Raw genomic sequence first — 18,167 nt, 5'->3', positions numbered from 1 at the left:
TCACCGCCAGCCACCAGCGGGAAGGAGCATCAATCGGCGGCACCGGGCGGCACCTCTTGCGCGCGGTGATCGTTCTGCGTTCACTGAGGCCAGCGAACACCCTCCCCGCGGCCGCCGCGCCGCGCACGAGAACCGGAGTCCTGCCGTGGCCAGATCCGAGCACGCCATCTCGCTGAACCTGCCCGTCGCGATCACCGTCGGCTCGCGCGCGGTGGAGCTGCCCGTCAAGCGCGGCGGGCGCCGCTTCGGTGTCCTGACCATCAGCGGCAAGGGTGTGCAGTGGGATCCCTCCACCTCGCGCCCGCTCAGCGTCAGCTGGGAGGACCTGCCCGCCGCCTTGACCTCCGCTGTCGCCGGCTCCACCGCCGCGGCCTCCGCGAGCAGCACCGGCACCGCTGCTGCGCCCGCCTCCCGCCGGCGCGGCACGGCGGGCAGGGCGGGCACAGGGGGCACTGCGGGCACCGCGGCCAAGGCGGGCACTGCTGCCAAGGCTGCAGCCAAGGCCACAGCCGCCGAGGACGCAGACGGCAAGGGCACATCCGGCACGCCGCGCACCGCCGCCAAGAGCACTGTCCGCCGCGCGTCCAGCCGCACGTCCGGCCGCAAGGCCACGCGTGCGGCCGGCCAGGCCACCGGACGCCCGGACCTGGCTACCGCGGCAACGGCGGCGCCGGGTGGAGCCGAGACGGCCGATGCTGCGCCCAGCACGGACACGAGCACGGACACTGGTACGGACACCAGCACGAGCGCTGACCAGGTCGACGGCGAGGTCGGCGGTGCAGGCACCGACGAGCTCGAGCACGTGCCGGGGCAGCAGCCGCTGCCCCTGGACGAGGTGACTGCGTCGACGGCTGCCTCGCCGGTTGATGGAGCCGGTGCCGCCACCGGGCCCGAGGCGACTGGTGCATCCGAAGCTGCTCCTGCGGTCGCGGGTGAGACGCCCGGTGCTGCACCGGCGGCCAAGCGGGCGGCCAAGCGGGCGGCTCGTTCGGGCGCGAGCGGCAAGAGCGCGACGAAGGCGCTGCCGCGGCGGGCGGGGGAGCCGGCCGCGCAGGAGGTGACCTCCGCGCCGGCGTGGGCGAGGAACGTCAGCGTGCCCGGCGCCGGTGCTGACGTTGCGCGCCTGGACGCGCGCCTGGTGCGGCAGTGGGCGGCGGCCAACGGCATCACGGTCCCGCCGCGCGGGCCGCTGAGCACCAGCGTGCGCGAGCAGTACCTGGCGGCGCACTGACCCCTGGCTGCACCGATCCCTGGCTGCGCCGATCCCTGGCTGCGCCGATCCCTGGCTGCGCCGATCCCTCGTTGTGCTGAGCCCTCGGCGTGGCGCCGTGGGTGCAGCTCACCCGGTACCGGCGGGCAAGAGGCGGCCCGTGAGCGGTGGCCACCGGCTCCGTCGAGTCGGTGATCACCGTTCACGGGGGTCGGGGTGCTGATCGGCAGGGGTGCCCGCGAGCGCTCGGCGGTGGTGCGGGGAAGGTGCCGGCGCTCGCGGGCGGCTGGTGGGGGCCGTGCGGGTCACGGGGACCGCGCGGATCGCTGGTCCAGGTGCCCGTAGTGCGGCCGGTGCGGCCGCTCCGGCTCCGGGCGGGGTGCTGCAGCTCAGGCGGGTGCGCTGGGCGTGTTGGGCGAGACGGCTGGGGTGGCCGGGGTGGCCGGGGTGGCTGCCACCAGGGCGTTGGCGTGGCCGTGGCCCATGCCGTGCTCGTCCCCCAGCCAGGCGACCAGCTGCATGTGTCGGGTGCCGGGGTGCTGAGCGCGGTGCTCGCGCAGCAGGTGCTGCCAGTGCGCGATCGGGTGCCCGTACTTGGCCTCGATGGCGGGGAAGTACGACGCGGGTCCCTTGACGGTGCTGGGCACGGGGTCCTCCTGCGGGTGCTCGTCGTGCTCATCGCGGTCGGTGGTGCCGGTCGACCGGTGCTGCGGGGTCGTCACGGGTGCAGACCCTCACCGGTCGCGGGGCTCACCGGTGGCGGGACCCGCCCGGCGGTGCTGCCCGGCCGTGGGGTGGGCGGGTGAAGCGCAGTGCTGAGGTGCTCGCTGGGCTGCTGCGCCGCCGCGCCGTTGCCCTCAGCCGTTTTCGAAGGTGGGCAGGATGAGCGAGCCGTCGTCGGCCAGGGGGAAGCCGGGGTTGTGGGCGATCTCCCAGGCGTGCCCGTCGGGGTCGGTGAAGACCCCGGCGTAGCCGCCGTAGGAGGTGACCGCGGCGGGGCGGGTGATGGTGGCGCCGGCGGATCGGGCGGTGGTGAGGAGCTCGTCGACCTCGCTGCGCTGGTGGACGTTGTGCGCCAGCGCGATGCCGCTGAAGGTGGTGGGCCGGTCGTGGTCGGTGGGCTGCCCGCTCACGGGGTCGGGCTGGGGGCCGGGCTGGGAGTCGGGCTGGTCATCGACCAGGCCGCAGTCGGCGGCGAGCTTGGCGCGGTCCCACAGCACCACGCCCAGGCCGCCGGCTTGGAAGAAGACCGTTTCCTGCACCTGCTGCCCGCGCCAGCCCAGCTGCTCGTAGAAGCGGCGCGCGCGCTCCAGGTCGCGCACTCCCAGGGTGATCAGGCTGATCCGCTGCTCCACGCTCGTCAGGCTAGGCGGCGCCGCCGACAGCACTGCCGTGCGAGCGGTTTTGTCCGGCTGGTGCTGCCTGCCGCGGTGCCGGTCTCGGTGCCGCTGTTGATGGGGTGTCGGGGTGCCGAGCCCTCGCTCCGCGGTGCCGGACGGGCTCCAGGGGCGCGGCCTCAGCTGTGGAAGTGCGAGGTGTGCCGGGGCGCCGTGTGTGCGCGTCCCGCGGCCAGGGCCGCGCGCAGCTGCGGGGGCAGCTGCGCCCAGCTGACCATCCGGGCCGCCACCGGTGCGGGTCGCTCGAGCGGGTCTGGTTGCTCGAGCAGGTCCGGTGGTGGCGCAGGGAGCATGGGCGGTGCACACCCTGCGGGGCCTGCTTCCCGCGAGAGCGCGGCGGTGCTGGCCACCGCCGGCGTGAGTGCGAGCGAGGTGGCCACTGCGGGGCCCGGCGCGCCGGCCGGGGCTGAGCAGGACAGCGCGGTCGATGCCGTCGACGTACTCGACCCGGGGGGTGTCCAGCTGGCGATGGCGCCGAAGAGCACCGCCAGGGGCAGCGCGCCGGCCACCAGCAGCGCCCGCTGGGTGCGGCTGGCCTCGAAGGCCCACGGGATCAGCGTCAGGGTGGCGAAGGAGACGGCGGCGGTGGTCAGCGCCGTGTGGGTGCGGTGGCTTGACACGCCTGTCTCCCCTCGCGTGCTCGGGCGCCGCGGGTCGGCGCTGAACACCCGGCGTCGTTCTCGGCGCGGGCGCAGGCCAGCATCACCCGTCGGCGGTGCTGAGCGCCAGTGGACGCGCGCTGACCCCTCGCGCGGGACCTCTCGCGGAGGAGTGCCTGTGCGAGATCACCGGTGTCGACCGCACGTGCAGGGGCCCTTGTGCAGGATCCCGCGTGCCGGTGTCCTCAGCCCGGCCACCCTTTGACCGTCGAGCCACCGCACCCGTGCATCAGCGCACCCGTGCATCAGCGCACCCGTGCGTCACCGTGCTGGTGCGTCGCACTGGTGGCTCACCCCGTCGCACTCCGGGCAGCGGCCCACCGACAGGTACCAGGCGCCGTCGTCCTGGTGGCGGTACCAGGTCCACCACTCGCTGCGCCGCCCGCAGCCGGGGCACACCTGGTGCGGGAAGCGCATGGTCTCCTGAAGCGTGAAGGCCCGGGCACCCTCGGGGTGCTGGTGCCCGCGCCTCACGAGCCGTCTCCGCCGTGCTCGCCCACCGCGCCGCTCACGCTGCTCACGCCCTTCACGTCGGCGTCCTCACGCCGACGTCCTCACGCCGGCGTCCGCAGCCGCCACCCCGAGCGGTGGTGCCCCCCGTCGTGCTCCAGCCAGCCGTGCTGACGCAGCCACGCGGTGCGCTGCTGCCACACCCGCGTCCCCACACCGGCCTCGCGGGCCAGCACCGCGGCGGTGAAGGACGCCGGGATGCGGTCCTCGAAGTCAGCGGCGGCGGCCAGCACCCACACCACCGCGCTGGGGGAGCGCCGGGCCGGGCGTAGCATCACCTGGGAGGGCACGGCCTTGAGCGCGGTGTGCACGGCCTGGGCCCAGCGCACCGCGGAGGGCACCATGTCGCGCGCCTCGGTGGGCAGCAGTCGCACGCCGGCAGGCGCGGCGACGTCCAAGTCCTCGGGGATCACCGTCAGCTCATCGGCAGGCTGTGAGCCTGTCTTGAGGTGGGTCACCCGATCGCCTGCACCGAATCACGACGCGCTGCCCACCGTCGTCCCCGTCCACCGCACCCCTGGCAAGCAGGACCCGGGGGCCGAGGAGAACCGCATCCGCGCTGTCCTGATCACGCTGGCGTCCTCGTCGTTCGTGCTGCTGGGCCTGGAGGCGCGCACGCCGGCTTCCGGTGGTGACTTTCCGGTGGTGACTGCTCACTGACGACTCCAGGGGCCCTGCACTCTGGACCGCTTGCGGGGCCCCTGGCGCATCTCCGCTGAGCGTGCGCGGTTGGCGCGGGCATCATCGCTGGGCGGTGGGCGAGCGTGGCAAGGGCGTGCTGAGATGACGTCAATGAGCGCGGCGGGGCCTGCAGCACCGCTCGGCAGGTCCGCGGCCGCGTCTCGCCGATCCACCGCGGTGATTCAGCGCTCTGTAGTGCCCAGCGGATACGTCGGCGTGCGCAGGTGGAAGTGCGTCAGTTCCTGGAACACCTCTGCTGCTTCGAGCAGTGCCATCTCGCCCCCTGGACGGCCGATCAGCTGCATGCCGATCGGCAGCCCGTCCTCGTCGATGCCGCACGGCACGCTGACCGCGGGCAGACCGGTCAGGGAGGGCAACCCGGTGAACTGCATGATCGCTGAGAGCACCGGCTCGGGCCGACCCGGAACGACCTCGACCGTACTGGCGCCGATGGGGGTGGCCGTGAAGGGCAGGGTGGGTGTAGCCAGCACGTCGCTCACCTCCAAGGCCTGCAGGACCTGATCGCGCAGCAGGGAGCGGTAGCGCTGTGCCTGCAGGTAGGTGGTGGCTGGCAGCAGCTCCCCGGCTTCGAGCAGCAGCCGCACGTCCGCGCCGTAGTCCTGCGGGCGCTGGCGCAACCACTGCTGGTGGTAGGTGCTCGGCTCGGCGGCCTCCACGGTCAGTTGCGCGGAGATGTTGCCCTCGACGTCCTCGACGTTGACGTCGACGAGCACCGCTCCAGCGCCGGTGAGGGCGTTCAGCGCTGAGCGGAAGGCCTCTTCGACGGGCGCTTGCAGGTGCGTCAGGGAGTAGCCCTCGATCAGGCCGATGCGCAGGCCTCGCGCGTTCGAGCGCCGGCGGGCCGGGACGGCCTGCCCGGTGAGCACGGCGGTCAGCAGCGTGCAGTCGCGGGCGCTGCGGGCCATCGGCCCGACGGTGTCCATGCTCCACGCCAGCGGCACGACTCCGGTGACGTCGATGCGCCCGATGCCCGGGCGCAAGCCGGTGACGCCGTTCAGCGCGGCGGGCAGGCGGACCGAGCCTCCGGTGTCGGTGCCCAGCGCGGCGCAGCACGCCCCCAGGGCCACGGCCACGGCCGAGCCCCCGCTGGAGCCGCCGGGGGTGCGCTCGAGGTCGTAGGCGTTGCGCACGGTGCCGGTGTGCGGGTTGTCGGAGGTGCCGCCCCAGGCGAACTCGTGCATGCCGGTGTGACCGATCACGATCGCGCCGGCCGAGCGCAGCTTGGCCACCACCGGGGCATCGGTGCTGGCCACCCGATCGGCGAGGATCGAGCTGCCCGCGGTGCTCCGCTTGCCGGCGATGTCGATGTTGTCCTTGATCGCGACGGGCACACCGTGCAGCGGGCCCAGGCGGTGCCCGGCGTGCAAGAGCTCCTGCAGCGCTCTGGCGGCGCGCAAGGCGTCTTCGGCGAACAGGTCGGTGAACGCGTTGGCGGCGGCACCGGCCTCGGCGCGCTGCAGGCACTCGTGCACCAGCTGCACGGGGGAGAGCTCCCCGGTGGCGACCAGCTGCGCAGCCCGGGTCAGGTCGCGCCCCTGGCGGCCGGTGCTCGGCGTTGCCAGCACCTCGATCGACTCGCTCGTGCCGGCGCTCATGCCGACGCGAACACGGTGATGGGCGCGACCTCTGCCATGGCCTGCGCACGCATGCGCTCGTTGAGCTGCTCGGCTGCGGGCAGCCACTGGCTGAGCAGCTCGGCGACAGCCTGCGCGCGCTCTTCGTCGAGAGGCAGGCCGACGTGGACGGCGGCGGCGTGGACGTGCTCGGGAGTCATGAACGCTCCTGGAGGTGGGGGTCGGCGGCACTGCAGGCCCGGGATCGGGCTGCGCGGCTGCTCGGCTGCTCGGCTGCTCGACGCCGTGGCGCCGTGGCACTGTGGCGACCGGCTCGACGCAGGGATCGGCGCTGTGCGCGAGGTTCTGGCGCAGGGCTGAAGCAGCGTTGCGGGTGTGACTGCGGGGTGTGACTGCGGGGCGTGGGCGCTCCGGTGGGTGAGTCCCCCTGGTGGTGCCCCGTGCCCCGTGCGCGGTGGGGGGTGCGTCCGCGCACGGGGCGGACGGCTCAGACGACGGCGAGCTCGCGGTGCAGCGGAGCCAGCTGACCGCCCAGCCCGGAGGTGGCCTCGTAGGCGGCCGCGGCGCCGATGATGACCTCCTCCTCGAAGGGACGGCCCATGATCTGCATCCCGATGGGCAGGCCTTGGGGGTCGAGACCGGTGGGCACGGTGATGGAGGGCAGACCGGTGACGTTGGCCGGCTGGGAGTAGCGCACGTACGTGGCGGTGGTGCCCTCGCGCACCCCGTCGGGCCAGATGACCTCGGGCTCACCGGCCACGGCCGCGGTGTGCGGCAGGGTGGGGGCGGCCAGGACGTCGATCGAGGAGAACATCTCCTTCCACGCCGCCTGCACCAGGGTGCGCAGGCGCTGGGCCTTGATGTAGTCGGTGGCCAGCACGAACTCACCGACCTCCAGCAGGGCGCGGGTCTCCTCGGTGAACAGTTCCGGGCTCGCCCGCAACGCCTCCTGGTGGTAGGCCGACGCCTCAGGCAGCATCAGGCCCCACTCGACCGCGCCGATCTGCGCGGCCATCGGGATCTCGACCTCCACCAAGCTCGCGCCCAGCTCGGCGAGCCGGGCCACCGCTGCGGCGACGGAGTCGCGCACCGGCTCCTGCAGGCGCTCGGTGAAGTAGGTGGTGGGCACTCCCACGCGCAACCCCTCGATGCTCTGACCGATGCGGGAGGTGAAGTCCGGCACGGGCCGGTCCACCGAGGCAGGGTCGGCGCGGTCGTAACCGGCGATCGCGTTCATGGTCAGCGCCGCGTCCTGCACGGTGCGCGTCAGCGGGCCGACGTGGTCCAGGCTCCACGACAGCGAGGCCACGCCGCGGCGCGAGACGCGCCCGTAGGTGGGCTTCAGGCCCACGACCCCGCAGATGGCGGCAGGGATGCGGATGGAGCCGCCGGTGTCGCTGCCCATGCCGACCATGCACTCCCCGGCGGCCACCGCGGCACCGGAGCCGCCGCTGGATCCGCCGGGGATGCGGGTGGTGTCCCAGGGGTTGCGCGTGGTGGGCGTGGTGGCGCCGTAGGCGAACTCGTGGGTGTGCGTCTTGCCGACCATGATCGAGCCGGCGGCGCCGAACTTCTCCGCCACCGCGCTGTCCGCCTCGGGCACGTAGCCGGCGCGCACCTGGGAGCTGGAGGTCGTCAGCACCCCGGCGGTCTCGTACAGGTCCTTCAGCGCGATCGGGATGCCGTGCAGCGGGCCGCGGTAGCCACCGCGGGCGATCTCATCAGCCGCAGCGGCGGCTTGCGCGCGCGCCGACTCCTCGGTGACGGTGACGAATGCGCTCAGGTCGCCCTCGACGGTGTCGATGCGCGCCAGCACCGAGTCGGTCAGCTCGACCGGTGAGAGTTCACCGGCGGCGATCTGCGCGGCAGCGGCGGCCAGGCTCAGCTCGTACGGTTCCACGGTCTCACTCCCAAGCGGCGTTGAAGGCGGCGGCGGGCGCTGTCTCGCCGAGCGGCACCGCGTCCAGCGGTGCCAGCGTCTGCAGCGCGGCGTTGTACGCCGTGAGCGCCGCGGACGTGCGATCGACGTCCATGCGCAAACCCGTCAGGCTGTCGAGGCCGGCGAAGATCGCGGCGTCGAGAGCTCTGCTCATCATCCCTCCCACAGGGGATCGGTGCGGTCAGGTGCCTGGACGCTAACCAGCCGGGCGTGCACCGCGGAATACGTCGCTCGACGTATCCGCGCGCCGGCGACCCCCGAGCGGCGACTCCAGCGGGGATCGCACCGTGACCCAGCGGCTCACCGGCCAGCGTCCGCGGCGTCGTGGCTCACCGGGCAGCGTCCGCGACGTCGTGCCGGGTGCTGCGGCGGGGCAGCTCTCGGACACCGCTCGAGCACCCCTGGTGCCAGCGCTGGCCCGTTGGGCCCGCACTCCTGCTGCCCCCCCCGCGGCGCGGTTGCGTCCCCACGGCGGGTGACCCGGGGCTCGTGCCGGCAGCTCGAGCCGTGGGTGGGCCCGTGAGCGCTGCTCGAGCCTGGCAGGAGCAGGCGCTGGGCCCTGGTGCAGCTGAATACGTCGGTCGACGTATTCAGCACCGGCTGGGCGCGCGCCTACTGTTCCGGCCACCAGCCCGGGTGACGCCACCGTCGCCGTCCACCCTCCCGGGCCCCACAGCACCACGACGTGCCGAGCACGAGGAGGTGGGTGTGCGAAAGCACCACGAGGTGGACGTGAGCCAGGCAGGTGCCCTCACCACCGGCCCGCCGGCACCGGCAGCGCACCAGGTGCCGCGCCGGGCGGTGGGCCGGCGCGGCTTGCTCGTGGCGGGCCTGAGCGCCGCGCTGGCCCCGGCGGCGTGCGCGCGCTCACTGACCCGCCCGGGTGCCGGCTCGGGCAGGCAGGTCATGGCCATCGCCATCGAGTCTGAGGCGGACGTCCTGGACCCGCAGGCGGCCGGCGGCTGGGTCACCTACCGGATCAACCGCCAGATCTTCGAGGCGCTGGTGGATGAGGACCTCAGCACCGCCTCCTCCCAAGCGGCCGTGCCCGCTCTGGTGCCCGGCCTGGCCCAGTCCTGGGACATCTCCGCCGACGGGCTGCAGTACACCTTCCACCTGCGCCAGGCGGTGCGCTTCCACGACGGCACCGCCCTGGACGCGGAGGCGGTGGTGTACAACATCCGCCGCATGTGGGACGAGAACGCCCCGCAGTACTCAGCCAAAGCCGCCGGGCAGACGGCCTACATCTGGCGCTACGTCACCGATGTGCGCGCCGTGGACCCCGCCACGGTCCTGGTGTCCCTGAGCCAGCCGTTCTCCCCGTTCCTGCGTATGCTCGCCCAGGGCGGCAACGGCTCCACGTGCATCATGAGCCCGGCCTCGATCCAGCGGTACGGCCACGACGTCGCCGACCACCCCGTGGGCACGGGTCCCTTCCGCTTCGCTGAGCGCGTGCGCGGCGAGCGCATCGAGCTGGTGCGCAACGAGGAGTACTGGGGCACCGCGCCGCAGCTGGACGCGGTCGTCTTCCGCCCCGTGCCGGACCCCTCGGCGCGCGTGGCGGCCCTGCGCAGCGGCGACGTGGACATGATCGCCGTGCCGACCCCCGACAGCGTCGAGGGCCTGGTGGCCGAGGGGTTCGCCCTCTCCGAGGGGGTGCCGCCGCACGTGTGGTACCTGTCGTTCAACATGCGCGACCGGTACACCGGCATCAAGGAGGTCCGCCAGGCCATCAACCTGGCCATCGACCGCGAGGGCATCGCCCGCGACCTGCTCGCCGGCACCGTCAACCCCGCCTACGGCGTGCAGGCACCGGCCAACGACGCCTACGTGGAGCGCTCCGACGTCTACCGCCGCGACGTGGCCAGGGCCAAGGAGCTGCTCGCCTCGGCCGGTCTGGCCGACGGCTTCGAGACGACCTTGACGACCTCGGTGGACGGCTCGGGGCAGATCACCCCGGCCCCCATGGCCGAGTACATCCAGCAGAACCTCGCGGAGGTCGGCATCACGGTGAAGATCGAGACGCAGGAGTGGATCTCCTACCTGTCCACCTGGGCGCAAGGCGCGCAGGAGGGCACCGGCATGATGCAGATGTCGTGGGGGATGACGACCCCCTACTGGCTGTACATCGTCACCTCCAGCACGCTGCAGGCGCCCAACGGCCCGAACGTGGGCTACTACGACAACCCCGAACTGGACCGGGTGATGGACCAGGCGGTGCGCGCCACCGACGAGGAGCTCGCCAACGAGCTGTGGCGCCAGGCCAACGACATCGTCACCGACGACGCGGCCCTGGCCCCGATCGTCAACGACAAGGCGCCGTACGTGCTGGCGCCGTGGGTGCAGGGGTTCGTCTCGGCGAGCGAGGAGTGGTACGACCTGCGCTCCGTGCGGCTGGCGGACGCGTGAGCGCCGGCAGCGTGCAGAGCGTGCGCGAGCAGGACGCCGGCGTGCCGGGCGCGCCCGTGCCGCAGGCGCCCGTGCGCGCCGGCGGTGCCGGCGCCAGGCGCGTGCGCGCCGCGCTGGGCAGGATCGCCTCCACCGCGCTGATCCTGCTCGGTGTCAGCCTGGTGGTCTTCCTGCTGCTGCAGCTGGTGCCGGGCGATCCGGCCCGCGCCGTCTTGGGAGCCGGTGCCACCCAGGAGGCGGTGGCGGCCGTGCGCGCCGAGCTGGGTCTGGACCGCCCGCTGGCGGTGCAGTTCGTCGACTACCTCGGCGGGCTGCTGCACGGCGACCTTGGCCGTTCCTTGACGGTCAACCAGGAGGTGTCCACCCTGCTGGTGCCCCGCTTCGAGAACACCCTGATCCTCACCGGGGCCGCACTGGTGATCTGCCTGGTCGTCGGGGTGCCGCTGGGCATCCTGGCCGCGCGCTACCAGTACCGCGCCTTCGACCGGGTGGCGATGTTCCTCACCCTGGCCGGTGCCAGCGTTCCGGTGTACTGGTTCGGTCTGGTCCTGGTCGGGGTCTTCTCCCTGGGGTTGCGCTGGCTGCCCTCCTCGGGCATGTACGACACCCGTGAGCCCGGCGGCGCCGGTGACGTCCTGGCCCACATTGCGCTGCCGGCCGTCGCGGCCGCGCTGGTGCCGCTGGCCGTCATCGCCCGCATGTCCCGCAGCGTCTTCGTCGACGTCCTGCAGCAGGACTACATCCGCACCTTGCGCGCCTCGGGCCTGTCGGAGGCCTCCATCCTGTGGCGGCACGGGCTGCGCAACGCCCTGCCGCCCATCGTCAACGTCATCGGCCTGCAAGTCGGCTACCTGCTCGGTGGGGTGATCTTCGTGGAAGTGGTGTTCGGCTGGCCCGGCCTGGGCCAGCAGCTGTACACCTCCATCACCCAGCGCGACCTGCCCGTGGTGCAGGCCGGCACGCTCTTCGTGGCGCTGGCCTTCGTGCTGGTCAACCTGCTCGCCGACGTCTGCGTCGGCCTGCTGGATCCGCGCACCCGGAAGGGAGCACGCGCGTGAGTGAGAGCACCCCGCGCACCGGTGCCGCCGTGAGCACCGGTGCCGACCCCGGCATCGACCCCGGCATCGACCCCGGCATCGACCCCGGCACCGGCACCGGCGTCGACTCCGGCACCGGCGTCGACTCCGGCACCGGCGTCGACTCCGGCACCGGCGTCGACTCCGGCACCGGCGTCGACGCACAGGCTGGTGCAAGTGCCCAGGCACCCGCCGTGAGTGCGCAGGCACCCGCCGGTGCGTGTGCGCAGGTGCTGAGCGCACCCGTGGTGGCGCGCCTGCCGCGTCAGCGCGGTACCCGCCCCACCCAGCGCCCCTCGCGCACCCGCCTGGCCGTGCGCGCCTTCACCCGCGACCGCGTGGCGGTGGTGGCCCTGGCCGTGCTGGTCGTGGTGACGCTGGCCTCGCTGCTGGCACCGCTGCTGACCCCGTACAGCCCCACCGCCGGTGATGCCACCGCCCGCCTGGCGGGCATCGGCACCCCCGGGCACCCGCTGGGCCTGGACGGTCAGGGCCGCGACGTGCTGGCCCGCCTGCTGTTCGGAGGGCGTTACTCGCTGCTGGTGGCGGTGCTGCCGGTGCTGGTCGTCTTCCCCCTGGCCCTGCTGATCGGCATGGTCGCTGGCTACGCCCGCGGCCGCACCGGCGAGGTCATCATGCGCTGCCTGGACGTCTTGTTCGCCTTCCCCCTGGTGCTGCTGGCCATCGCCTTGTCGGCCGTGCTGGGCGCCGGGCTGGGCAACGTGATGCTGGCCATCGGCATCACCCTGGTGCCCTACATGGCCCGGGTGGCCTACACCTCCACCGTGCAAGAGGCCGGCAAGGAGTACATCGAGGCCGCCCGCGCCTGCGGTGCCCCCACCCGGCACGTGCTGCTGCGCGAGCTGCTGCCCAACGTCGTCTCGGCCCTGGTGGTGTACGCCACGACGCTGTGCGGGTTGATGATCGTGGTGGCTGCGGGCTTGAGCTTCCTCGGTGTCGGCATCGTCCCGCCCGCACCGGACTGGGGAATCATGACCTCCGACGGTGCCTCGGTGCTCCTGGAGGGCAAGGCGCACGCTGCGACCATCCCCGGTCTGCTCATCCTCATCGTCGCCCTGGCCTTCAACCTCGTCGGTGACGGCCTGCGCGACGCCCTGGACCCGCGCAAGCAGACGAGCTGAGGAGGACACCGTGACCCACCCGCTGCACGAGCCCGTCACCGGCCCCGCCCCCGTCACCGCCCCCGTCACCGCCCCCGTCACCGGTGCCGGCACCGCACCGCCCCTGTTGCAGGTGCAGCACCTGAGCGTGGACTTCCACACCGACGGCGGCATCGTGCACGCCGTGCGTGGTGTGCACCTGGACGTGGCTGCCGGCAGCGTGCACGGCCTGGTGGGCGAGTCCGGCTCCGGCAAGAGCGTCACCTCGCTGGCCGTCCTGGGGCTGCTGGGCACCCGGCGAGCACGCATCACCTCCGGGCGACTGCTCTTTCGCGGCGAGGACCTGCTGACCAAGTCCGCCGCGCAGATGCGCGCGCTGCGCGGCCGCTCCATCGGGATGGTCTCGCAGAACGCCATGAGCGCGCTGGACCCCTCCTTCACCATCGGCGCGCAGCTGGTGGAGGTGCTGCGCCGGCACCAGCGCCTGGACAGGGCCAGTGCCAAGGCCCAAGCCCTGCAGTCGCTGGAGCTGGTGGCCCTGCCCGAGGCGCGCCGGCGGATGCGCGCGTACCCGCACGAGCTGTCCGGTGGCCAGCGCCAGCGCGTGGTCATCGCCCTGGCGCTGGCCTGTCGACCCCAGCTGCTGCTGGCCGACGAGCCCACCACCGCGCTGGACGCCACCGTGCAGAAGCAGGTCCTGGACCTGCTGCTGTCGATCAACGCCGAGCTGGGCACCGCGATCCTGCTGGTCACGCACGACTTCGGTGTCGTTTCCCACGTGTGCGACACCGTCACCGTCATGCGCCGCGGTGAAGTGCTGGAGACCGGCAGCACCGCGCGCGTGCTCGGTGCTCCCGAGCACGCCTACACCCAGGCCCTGGTCAAGGCCGTGCCTCGCCTGCGGCTGACGCCCGCCGAGCGCGCCGTGCCGCGTCAGCAGCGACGCCTGCACGAGTTCTCCGAGGTCCTCAGCGCGGTGCAGGCATGAGCGCCGGCGTGAGCGCGGGCATGAGCGCATGGGTGACATCTGCAGCGGCACCCGCTGCGAGGTCCACGACGAGTGCGAAGCGAGTCAAGGGGTGAGCGTGGAACCGAAGGGCAAGTACGAAGACCTGGTCGTCGTGCGCGACCTGCGCAAGCGCTTCGGCGCCTTCACCGCCGTCGACGGTGTCTCCTTCGACATCCACCGCGGTCAGACGTGGGGCCTGATCGGGGAGTCCGGCTCGGGTAAGACCACCACCGCCCGCATGCTGCTGGGCCTGGAGCGAGCCAGCGCAGGATCGGTCGACTTCGACGGCAACGAAATCGTGCGGGCCTCGCCCAAGCAGCTGCTCCTGCTGCGCGCGCGCATGCGCATGGTCTTCCAGGACTCCGGCTCCGCCTTCAACCCCCGGCGCACCGTGGGTGATCAGATCCTCTACGGGTTGCACCAGTTCTCCCTGGCCTCCGGGCGCCAGGCGCGCCGCAAGGTCGTGGAGCTGGTCGAGCGCGTCGGCATGCAGGAGTCGCACCTGGAGCGCTACATCCACGAGTTCTCCGGTGGCCAGCGCCAGCGCCTGGGCATCGCCCGGGCCCTGATCACCGATCCGGACTTCCTGGTGCTGGACGAGCCCACCGCTGCCCTGGACGTGTCGGTGCAAGCCCAGGTCCTCAACCTGCTCAAGGAGCTGCAGGCCGAGCGAGGGCTGACCATGCTGCTGGTCACGCACCACCTCGCTCTCGTGGAGCACATGTGCGACCACGCCGGCGTCCTCGAGCGCGGCCGCTTGGTCGAGAGTGGGCCCGTGGACCAGCTGCTCACCGCTCCACGCTCCAACACCACCCGCCTGCTGCTCGAGGCGGTCCTGGAGCCGGCTCTGGCGGCGCAACCGTGATGGGTCCCGCCAGCGCCCACTCCAGCGCCGCGCCCGGCCACGATGGTGGTCCACGCCCGGCTCGGCGCCGGTGGGCTCCGCCCCAGCGCACGTCGGCGGCCTCGACGAGCGACCGGTCAGGGCCACCTGCCGCGCCGTCGTCGAGCTGCGTGCACGGCGATGGGGCTGGCCGCGCCGGCGGCTGCTGCCGCGCAAGCGCACGGCGGCACCGAGCGCACCCGCGAGCGCGCCAGGCCGGTGGCCGCCGGCCGGTGCACCACCCTCGAACAGGCACAGCCTCAGCCGGGGCTGGTGACCGCCGGCTCTCCTCAGGCCAGGAAGGGACCGGGCAGGTGCAGGCCGTCGCGCAGCGCGCGCGTGGCGGCCTCGGTGCGACTGCGCGCACCCAGCTTGCTCAGCACGTGCTCCACGTGCGTGGAGACCGTGCGGCGGCTGGCGTGCAGGACGTCGGCGATCTCCTGGTTCGACAGGCCGGCCACCAGCCCGGCCAACACCTCCAGCTCCCGGCGAGACAGACCCGCGGTGCTGGGGGCGCGCAGCGCACGCACGAGCACCGGCAACCCCGAGCTGGCCGTGCGGGAGACCTCCACCCGCCACGGCGCACGTTGCCCGGCCTGCCAGACCAGGAAGGCGACCGGTGAGTCCGAGCCCGTGAGCTGGGGCAGGTGCGCCATGTGCCGGGGCAGGCACTCCACCAGCTCCGCGGGCGCCTCGCGCTGGTCGTCCAGCGACGTGCACGTGCCGTTGGGGCACACGGCCAGGCGCAGCGCATCGTCATCGGCGAGCTCGGCAGCATCGACACGATCCACCACGGTGCCCAGGCGGGGTGAGAGCAGGCGCAGCATCTCCAGCGCGCTGTCGCTCAAGTCGCTGGCGGCTTCGGTGTTGAAGGTCAGCATTCCGGCGTAGGAGCCGTTCGAGCGGAAGAAGGGGGCGGTGGCACCCTCGTGGAAGCCCGCCGGCTGCAGGGTTTCCCGGATGATCGGCGAGGACGAGGGCGTGAACGGCATGTCGCGCCAGGCCACCGGGCTGCGCCGCGCGAAGGTCACGTGCCAGGTCGGGTCGTCCAGGTAGAACTGGCCGTTCAGGCGGCTCAGCGCCTCGTCGTGGTAGCCGGCGTCGGCCACGACGCGGTGCTGCCCGGTGCTCTCGTCCCAACTGGCCAGCGAGGCTCCCACGTAGGGCACCAGCGCGTGCAGCTCGTGCAGAGCATCTTGTGCTCGCTCGCGCTGAGAAGCCTCACCGAGGGTCGCTGCGGCCACACGGCCGGCAGCTACCGCTGCCGTCTGCCAGTCCATGCACCGACGGTAGGTCCCCCTCGATGCGCACAGCGCCGGGGCAACACGGTCGAAACGAAGGTTTTACCTCCCGAGCGCATCCGCGTGTGCAGCACGCCCGCACGTGTCCGCGAGCACGTCACCTCCGGCAGGGTGCGAGCACCGTGAGGGACGGGGGCCCAGGGCGATGACGCACCAGCGGCCGGGCACTGACCGTGTCGGCTCCCGCTGCCGGTCCTGACCTTGAGACTTCCTGCGGCACGTGCACCAACTGGTACCGGCCAGCACGGCGTCGCAGCCGACACCCGCGCCGGTGCCCGCCGGCGGCGGCCGGCGGTCCGGGCGGCACCGCTCACCAGCTGGCCGGGGGAGTCGTCGCCCTGACCCGCTGGGCGGGGGAGGTGTCGCGGTGGCCCGCTGGGCGGGAAGGCGTCACGGCGGGCAGGTGGGCAGGTGGGCAGGTGGGCAGGTGGGCAGGTGGGCAGGCGGGCAGGCGCGGCCACCAGAGCGCCTGCTGTTGCGCTGCGACGAGCAGGGCTGTGCCCGCCCCGGCGCGTGGGCGCTGCTGAGTCAGCAAGCGGCGCAGGCAGCTGTGCAGAGGAGGTGCTCGCCGGTGCCCCGATGAGCGCGAGTACGTGCAGGTCGGCGTCTCGGGACCGGACCGGTGGGCAAAGAGCGAGCTGCCGGGCCGGCACGTGGAGCTTGCGCGGTGCAGGGTGTGCACGGGTGATCCGCTGAATACGTCAGCCGACCGATGGTGGTCGCTGACGCTCGGAGGTTAGCGTCCCGCTGAGTCCAGCAACTCGATGCATCGTCGATCCATCGGCGATACGGCACGGTGTGTCGAGGACACACCGCAGCGGTGCAGCACAGAGAGGAACACGATGGCCCTGAAGGACGCGTTCCGCGGTCCCGCGACCTCCATCGACGATCAGATGGAGAGCTACGCCACGACCAGGGTTCCCGCCGACCAGCGTTGGCCCTCCCTGGCGATCGTCCTGATCCTGACCGGGAACGTCACCGCGATGTTCTGGTTCTCGCTGGGTGGGCAGATCGGCTTCCTTGTCGGGTGGCCGCAGATGCTCCTGCCCATCGGCTACATGCTGCTGATGGCCACGCTCCTCGGAGCGCTCATTATGAAGATCGCCAGCAAGCAGGGCCTGAGCATGGCCTTGCTGACGCGGGGGCTGGGTTTCGGGGCCAAGGGGTCGGCCGTCGCCTCCTTGATCTACGGCATCAACTACATCTTCTACTTCATCTTCGAGGGCAGCATCGTCTCGCACGCCCTGAGCGAGTTCTTCGGCGTCGGGATCAACTCGCCGACGGCCAGTGCGGTCTTCGCGCTGGTCGGGGCGGTGGCGCTGTACTGCGCGTGGCGCGGCATGCACTCCATGAACGTGCTGCAGAAGATCGGCATGCCGATCTTCCTGGTCCTCTTCATCGTCGGCATGGTGATGCTCGCGCAGGGCTACCAGCTGGTCGGGCCGGGGCAGTGGCAGAGCACCACCCCCGAGGACCCGACGGTGATGTGGCAGGCGTTCTCTCTGGCCAACGGCCAGATCGTCTTCCAGGCACTGCTGGCGACCGACTACGGTCGCTTCTCCCGCCGGGACATCTCCTACGGCGGCACGTCCTCGATCATGTTCAGCGAGATGTTCATGATCTGCATCGTCATGGTCTTCGGGGCGTTCATCGCCTTCAGCATCTACCCCACCTTCACCTCCGCGGACGCCGAGCTGCTCTCCACGGACCCCGGGTACACCTTCGCGGTGGTGATGGGTCTGCTGGGGGTCATCTTCGCCATCATCACGCAGATCCGCATCAACGTCATGAACCTCTACTCCGGTTCGCTGGCCTTCTCCAACACCTGGGACGCCTTCTCCGCCCGCGGCATCCGGCGCAACTGGTGGATGTTCGGGCTGCTCGTGCTCGGTGTAGTGCTCTACCCGGTCAACGTGCTGCAGTACACCGATACGTTCCTGGCTGTCACCGGCATCATGACCAACACCTGGATCTTCATCCTGCTGGCGGACTACTACGTGTGCCGCAAGGTGCTCAAGCTGGCCGGATCCAGCGAGATCGAGTACGAGGAGGGCCGCATTCGCAACTGGAATCCCTGCGGGATCATCTCGATGGCGGTGGCCGTCGCCCTGGGCGCCCTGGGACTGATCGGGGTGTACCCGAGCTACTACGCCTCCTTCATCGCCATGCTCACCGGACCGGTGGTGCACGTCGTCCTCACCGTGATGACGCGCGGGCGGTTCTACACTCCCGCGAACACACCGAAACCGACCTCTCAGCACAAGGCGGCACTCCTGTGAGCACCCTGTCGACCATCTCGCACGAGAACGACCCCGACCTGCCGGCCAGCGCGCTGGTCTACACCTTCGGCGGCAGGGACGCCGTGCGGTCCCTGACA

At 72.3% G+C, this 18,167-nt stretch carries 18 protein-coding genes; 8 read left to right on the top strand and 10 right to left on the bottom strand.

Annotated elements, in window-relative coordinates:
* The first annotated feature begins 145 nt into the window (after positions 1 to 145).
* A complete protein-coding gene (locus tag ACRYR7_RS06770) occupies positions 146 to 1,231 on the top strand; it encodes an Lsr2 family DNA-binding protein (protein ID WP_432571313.1) in 1,086 nt (361 codons plus the stop codon).
* Positions 1,232 to 1,599: 368 nt separating this feature from the next.
* Here ACRYR7_RS06770 and ACRYR7_RS06765 read toward each other — a convergent pair whose 3' ends face one another.
* The 5 genes from ACRYR7_RS06765 to ACRYR7_RS06745 form a co-directional block, all read right to left on the bottom strand.
* The gene (locus ACRYR7_RS06765) at positions 1,600 to 1,857 is read right to left on the bottom strand and encodes a DUF4287 domain-containing protein (RefSeq protein ID WP_432571340.1); all 258 of its coding nucleotides are present in this window, start codon (positions 1,855 to 1,857) and stop codon (positions 1,600 to 1,602) included.
* Positions 1,858 to 2,067: 210 nt separating this feature from the next.
* Positions 2,068 to 2,565, bottom strand: a complete 498-nt coding sequence (locus ACRYR7_RS06760) for a VOC family protein (RefSeq protein WP_432571312.1) — start codon at positions 2,563 to 2,565, stop codon at positions 2,068 to 2,070.
* Positions 2,566 to 2,726: 161 nt separating this feature from the next.
* Positions 2,727 to 3,227 (bottom strand): hypothetical protein, encoded by a 501-nt coding sequence (locus ACRYR7_RS06755; RefSeq protein ID WP_432571311.1) that lies wholly within the window; start codon positions 3,225 to 3,227, stop codon positions 2,727 to 2,729.
* Between the two features lie 300 nt (positions 3,228 to 3,527).
* Complete coding sequence (locus tag ACRYR7_RS06750) at positions 3,528 to 3,740, bottom strand: hypothetical protein (RefSeq protein WP_432571310.1); 213 nt, start codon at positions 3,738 to 3,740, stop codon at positions 3,528 to 3,530.
* 80 nt (positions 3,741 to 3,820) lie between these two features.
* On the bottom strand, positions 3,821 to 4,189 hold the full coding sequence (locus tag ACRYR7_RS06745; protein WP_432571309.1) for a hypothetical protein: 369 nt from the start codon (positions 4,187 to 4,189) through the stop codon (positions 3,821 to 3,823).
* Between the two features lie 31 nt (positions 4,190 to 4,220).
* Between ACRYR7_RS06745 and ACRYR7_RS06740 the strand changes: the two genes are divergently transcribed.
* Entirely contained in the window at positions 4,221 to 4,436 is a 216-nt protein-coding gene (locus tag ACRYR7_RS06740; protein WP_432571308.1) for a hypothetical protein, read from the top strand.
* 203 nt (positions 4,437 to 4,639) lie between these two features.
* Here the strand turns inward: ACRYR7_RS06740 and ACRYR7_RS06735 are convergent, their stop codons facing one another.
* The 4 genes from ACRYR7_RS06735 to ACRYR7_RS06720 form a co-directional block, all read right to left on the bottom strand.
* A complete protein-coding gene (locus tag ACRYR7_RS06735) occupies positions 4,640 to 6,073 on the bottom strand; it encodes an amidase (RefSeq protein ID WP_432571307.1) in 1,434 nt (477 codons plus the stop codon).
* Positions 6,070 to 6,252 (bottom strand): hypothetical protein, encoded by a 183-nt coding sequence (locus ACRYR7_RS06730; RefSeq protein ID WP_432571306.1) that lies wholly within the window; start codon positions 6,250 to 6,252, stop codon positions 6,070 to 6,072. The genes ACRYR7_RS06735 and ACRYR7_RS06730 overlap by 4 nt, the downstream gene beginning before the upstream one ends.
* Before the next feature lie 287 nt (positions 6,253 to 6,539).
* Positions 6,540 to 7,952: an amidase gene (locus ACRYR7_RS06725; RefSeq protein ID WP_432571305.1), complete on the bottom strand. Its 1,413-nt coding sequence runs from the start codon at positions 7,950 to 7,952 to the stop codon at positions 6,540 to 6,542.
* A 4-nt stretch (positions 7,953 to 7,956) separates the two neighbouring features.
* The gene (locus ACRYR7_RS06720) at positions 7,957 to 8,145 is read right to left on the bottom strand and encodes a hypothetical protein (protein WP_432571304.1); all 189 of its coding nucleotides are present in this window, start codon (positions 8,143 to 8,145) and stop codon (positions 7,957 to 7,959) included.
* Between the two features lie 578 nt (positions 8,146 to 8,723).
* On the opposite strand from ACRYR7_RS06720, the gene ACRYR7_RS06715 reads away from it, so the two are divergent.
* The 5 genes from ACRYR7_RS06715 (at position 8,724) to ACRYR7_RS06695 (ending at position 14,471) form a co-directional block, all read left to right on the top strand.
* Positions 8,724 to 10,400: an ABC transporter substrate-binding protein gene (locus ACRYR7_RS06715; RefSeq protein ID WP_432571303.1), complete on the top strand. Its 1,677-nt coding sequence runs from the start codon at positions 8,724 to 8,726 to the stop codon at positions 10,398 to 10,400.
* On the top strand, positions 10,397 to 11,458 hold the full coding sequence (locus ACRYR7_RS06710; RefSeq protein ID WP_432571302.1) for an ABC transporter permease: 1,062 nt from the start codon (positions 10,397 to 10,399) through the stop codon (positions 11,456 to 11,458). Before ACRYR7_RS06715 ends, ACRYR7_RS06710 begins: the two co-directional genes overlap by 4 nt.
* Positions 11,455 to 12,618 (top strand): ABC transporter permease, encoded by a 1,164-nt coding sequence (locus tag ACRYR7_RS06705; RefSeq protein WP_432571301.1) that lies wholly within the window; start codon positions 11,455 to 11,457, stop codon positions 12,616 to 12,618. The genes ACRYR7_RS06710 and ACRYR7_RS06705 overlap by 4 nt, the downstream gene beginning before the upstream one ends.
* Before the next feature lie 10 nt (positions 12,619 to 12,628).
* A complete protein-coding gene (locus ACRYR7_RS06700; RefSeq protein ID WP_432571300.1) occupies positions 12,629 to 13,585 on the top strand; it encodes an ABC transporter ATP-binding protein in 957 nt (318 codons plus the stop codon).
* A gap of 91 nt (positions 13,586 to 13,676) precedes the next feature.
* The gene (locus tag ACRYR7_RS06695; RefSeq protein WP_432571299.1) at positions 13,677 to 14,471 is read left to right on the top strand and encodes an ABC transporter ATP-binding protein; all 795 of its coding nucleotides are present in this window, start codon (positions 13,677 to 13,679) and stop codon (positions 14,469 to 14,471) included.
* A gap of 308 nt (positions 14,472 to 14,779) precedes the next feature.
* Here the strand turns inward: ACRYR7_RS06695 and ACRYR7_RS06690 are convergent, their stop codons facing one another.
* Positions 14,780 to 15,769: a helix-turn-helix transcriptional regulator gene (locus ACRYR7_RS06690; protein WP_432571298.1), complete on the bottom strand. Its 990-nt coding sequence runs from the start codon at positions 15,767 to 15,769 to the stop codon at positions 14,780 to 14,782.
* Positions 15,770 to 16,632: 863 nt separating this feature from the next.
* On the opposite strand from ACRYR7_RS06690, the gene ACRYR7_RS06685 reads away from it, so the two are divergent.
* Positions 16,633 to 18,069, top strand: a complete 1,437-nt coding sequence (locus ACRYR7_RS06685; RefSeq protein ID WP_432571297.1) for a purine-cytosine permease family protein — start codon at positions 16,633 to 16,635, stop codon at positions 18,067 to 18,069.
* Positions 18,070 to 18,167 lie beyond the last annotated feature (98 nt).

Origin of the sequence: Kineococcus gurbantunggutensis (assembly GCF_050871925.1) — a bacterium.
GTDB lineage: Bacteria > Actinomycetota > Actinomycetes > Actinomycetales > Kineococcaceae > Kineococcus.
Note: the sequence above shows the minus strand (reverse complement) of the source record. Positions and strands in the feature narration are given on the sequence as shown.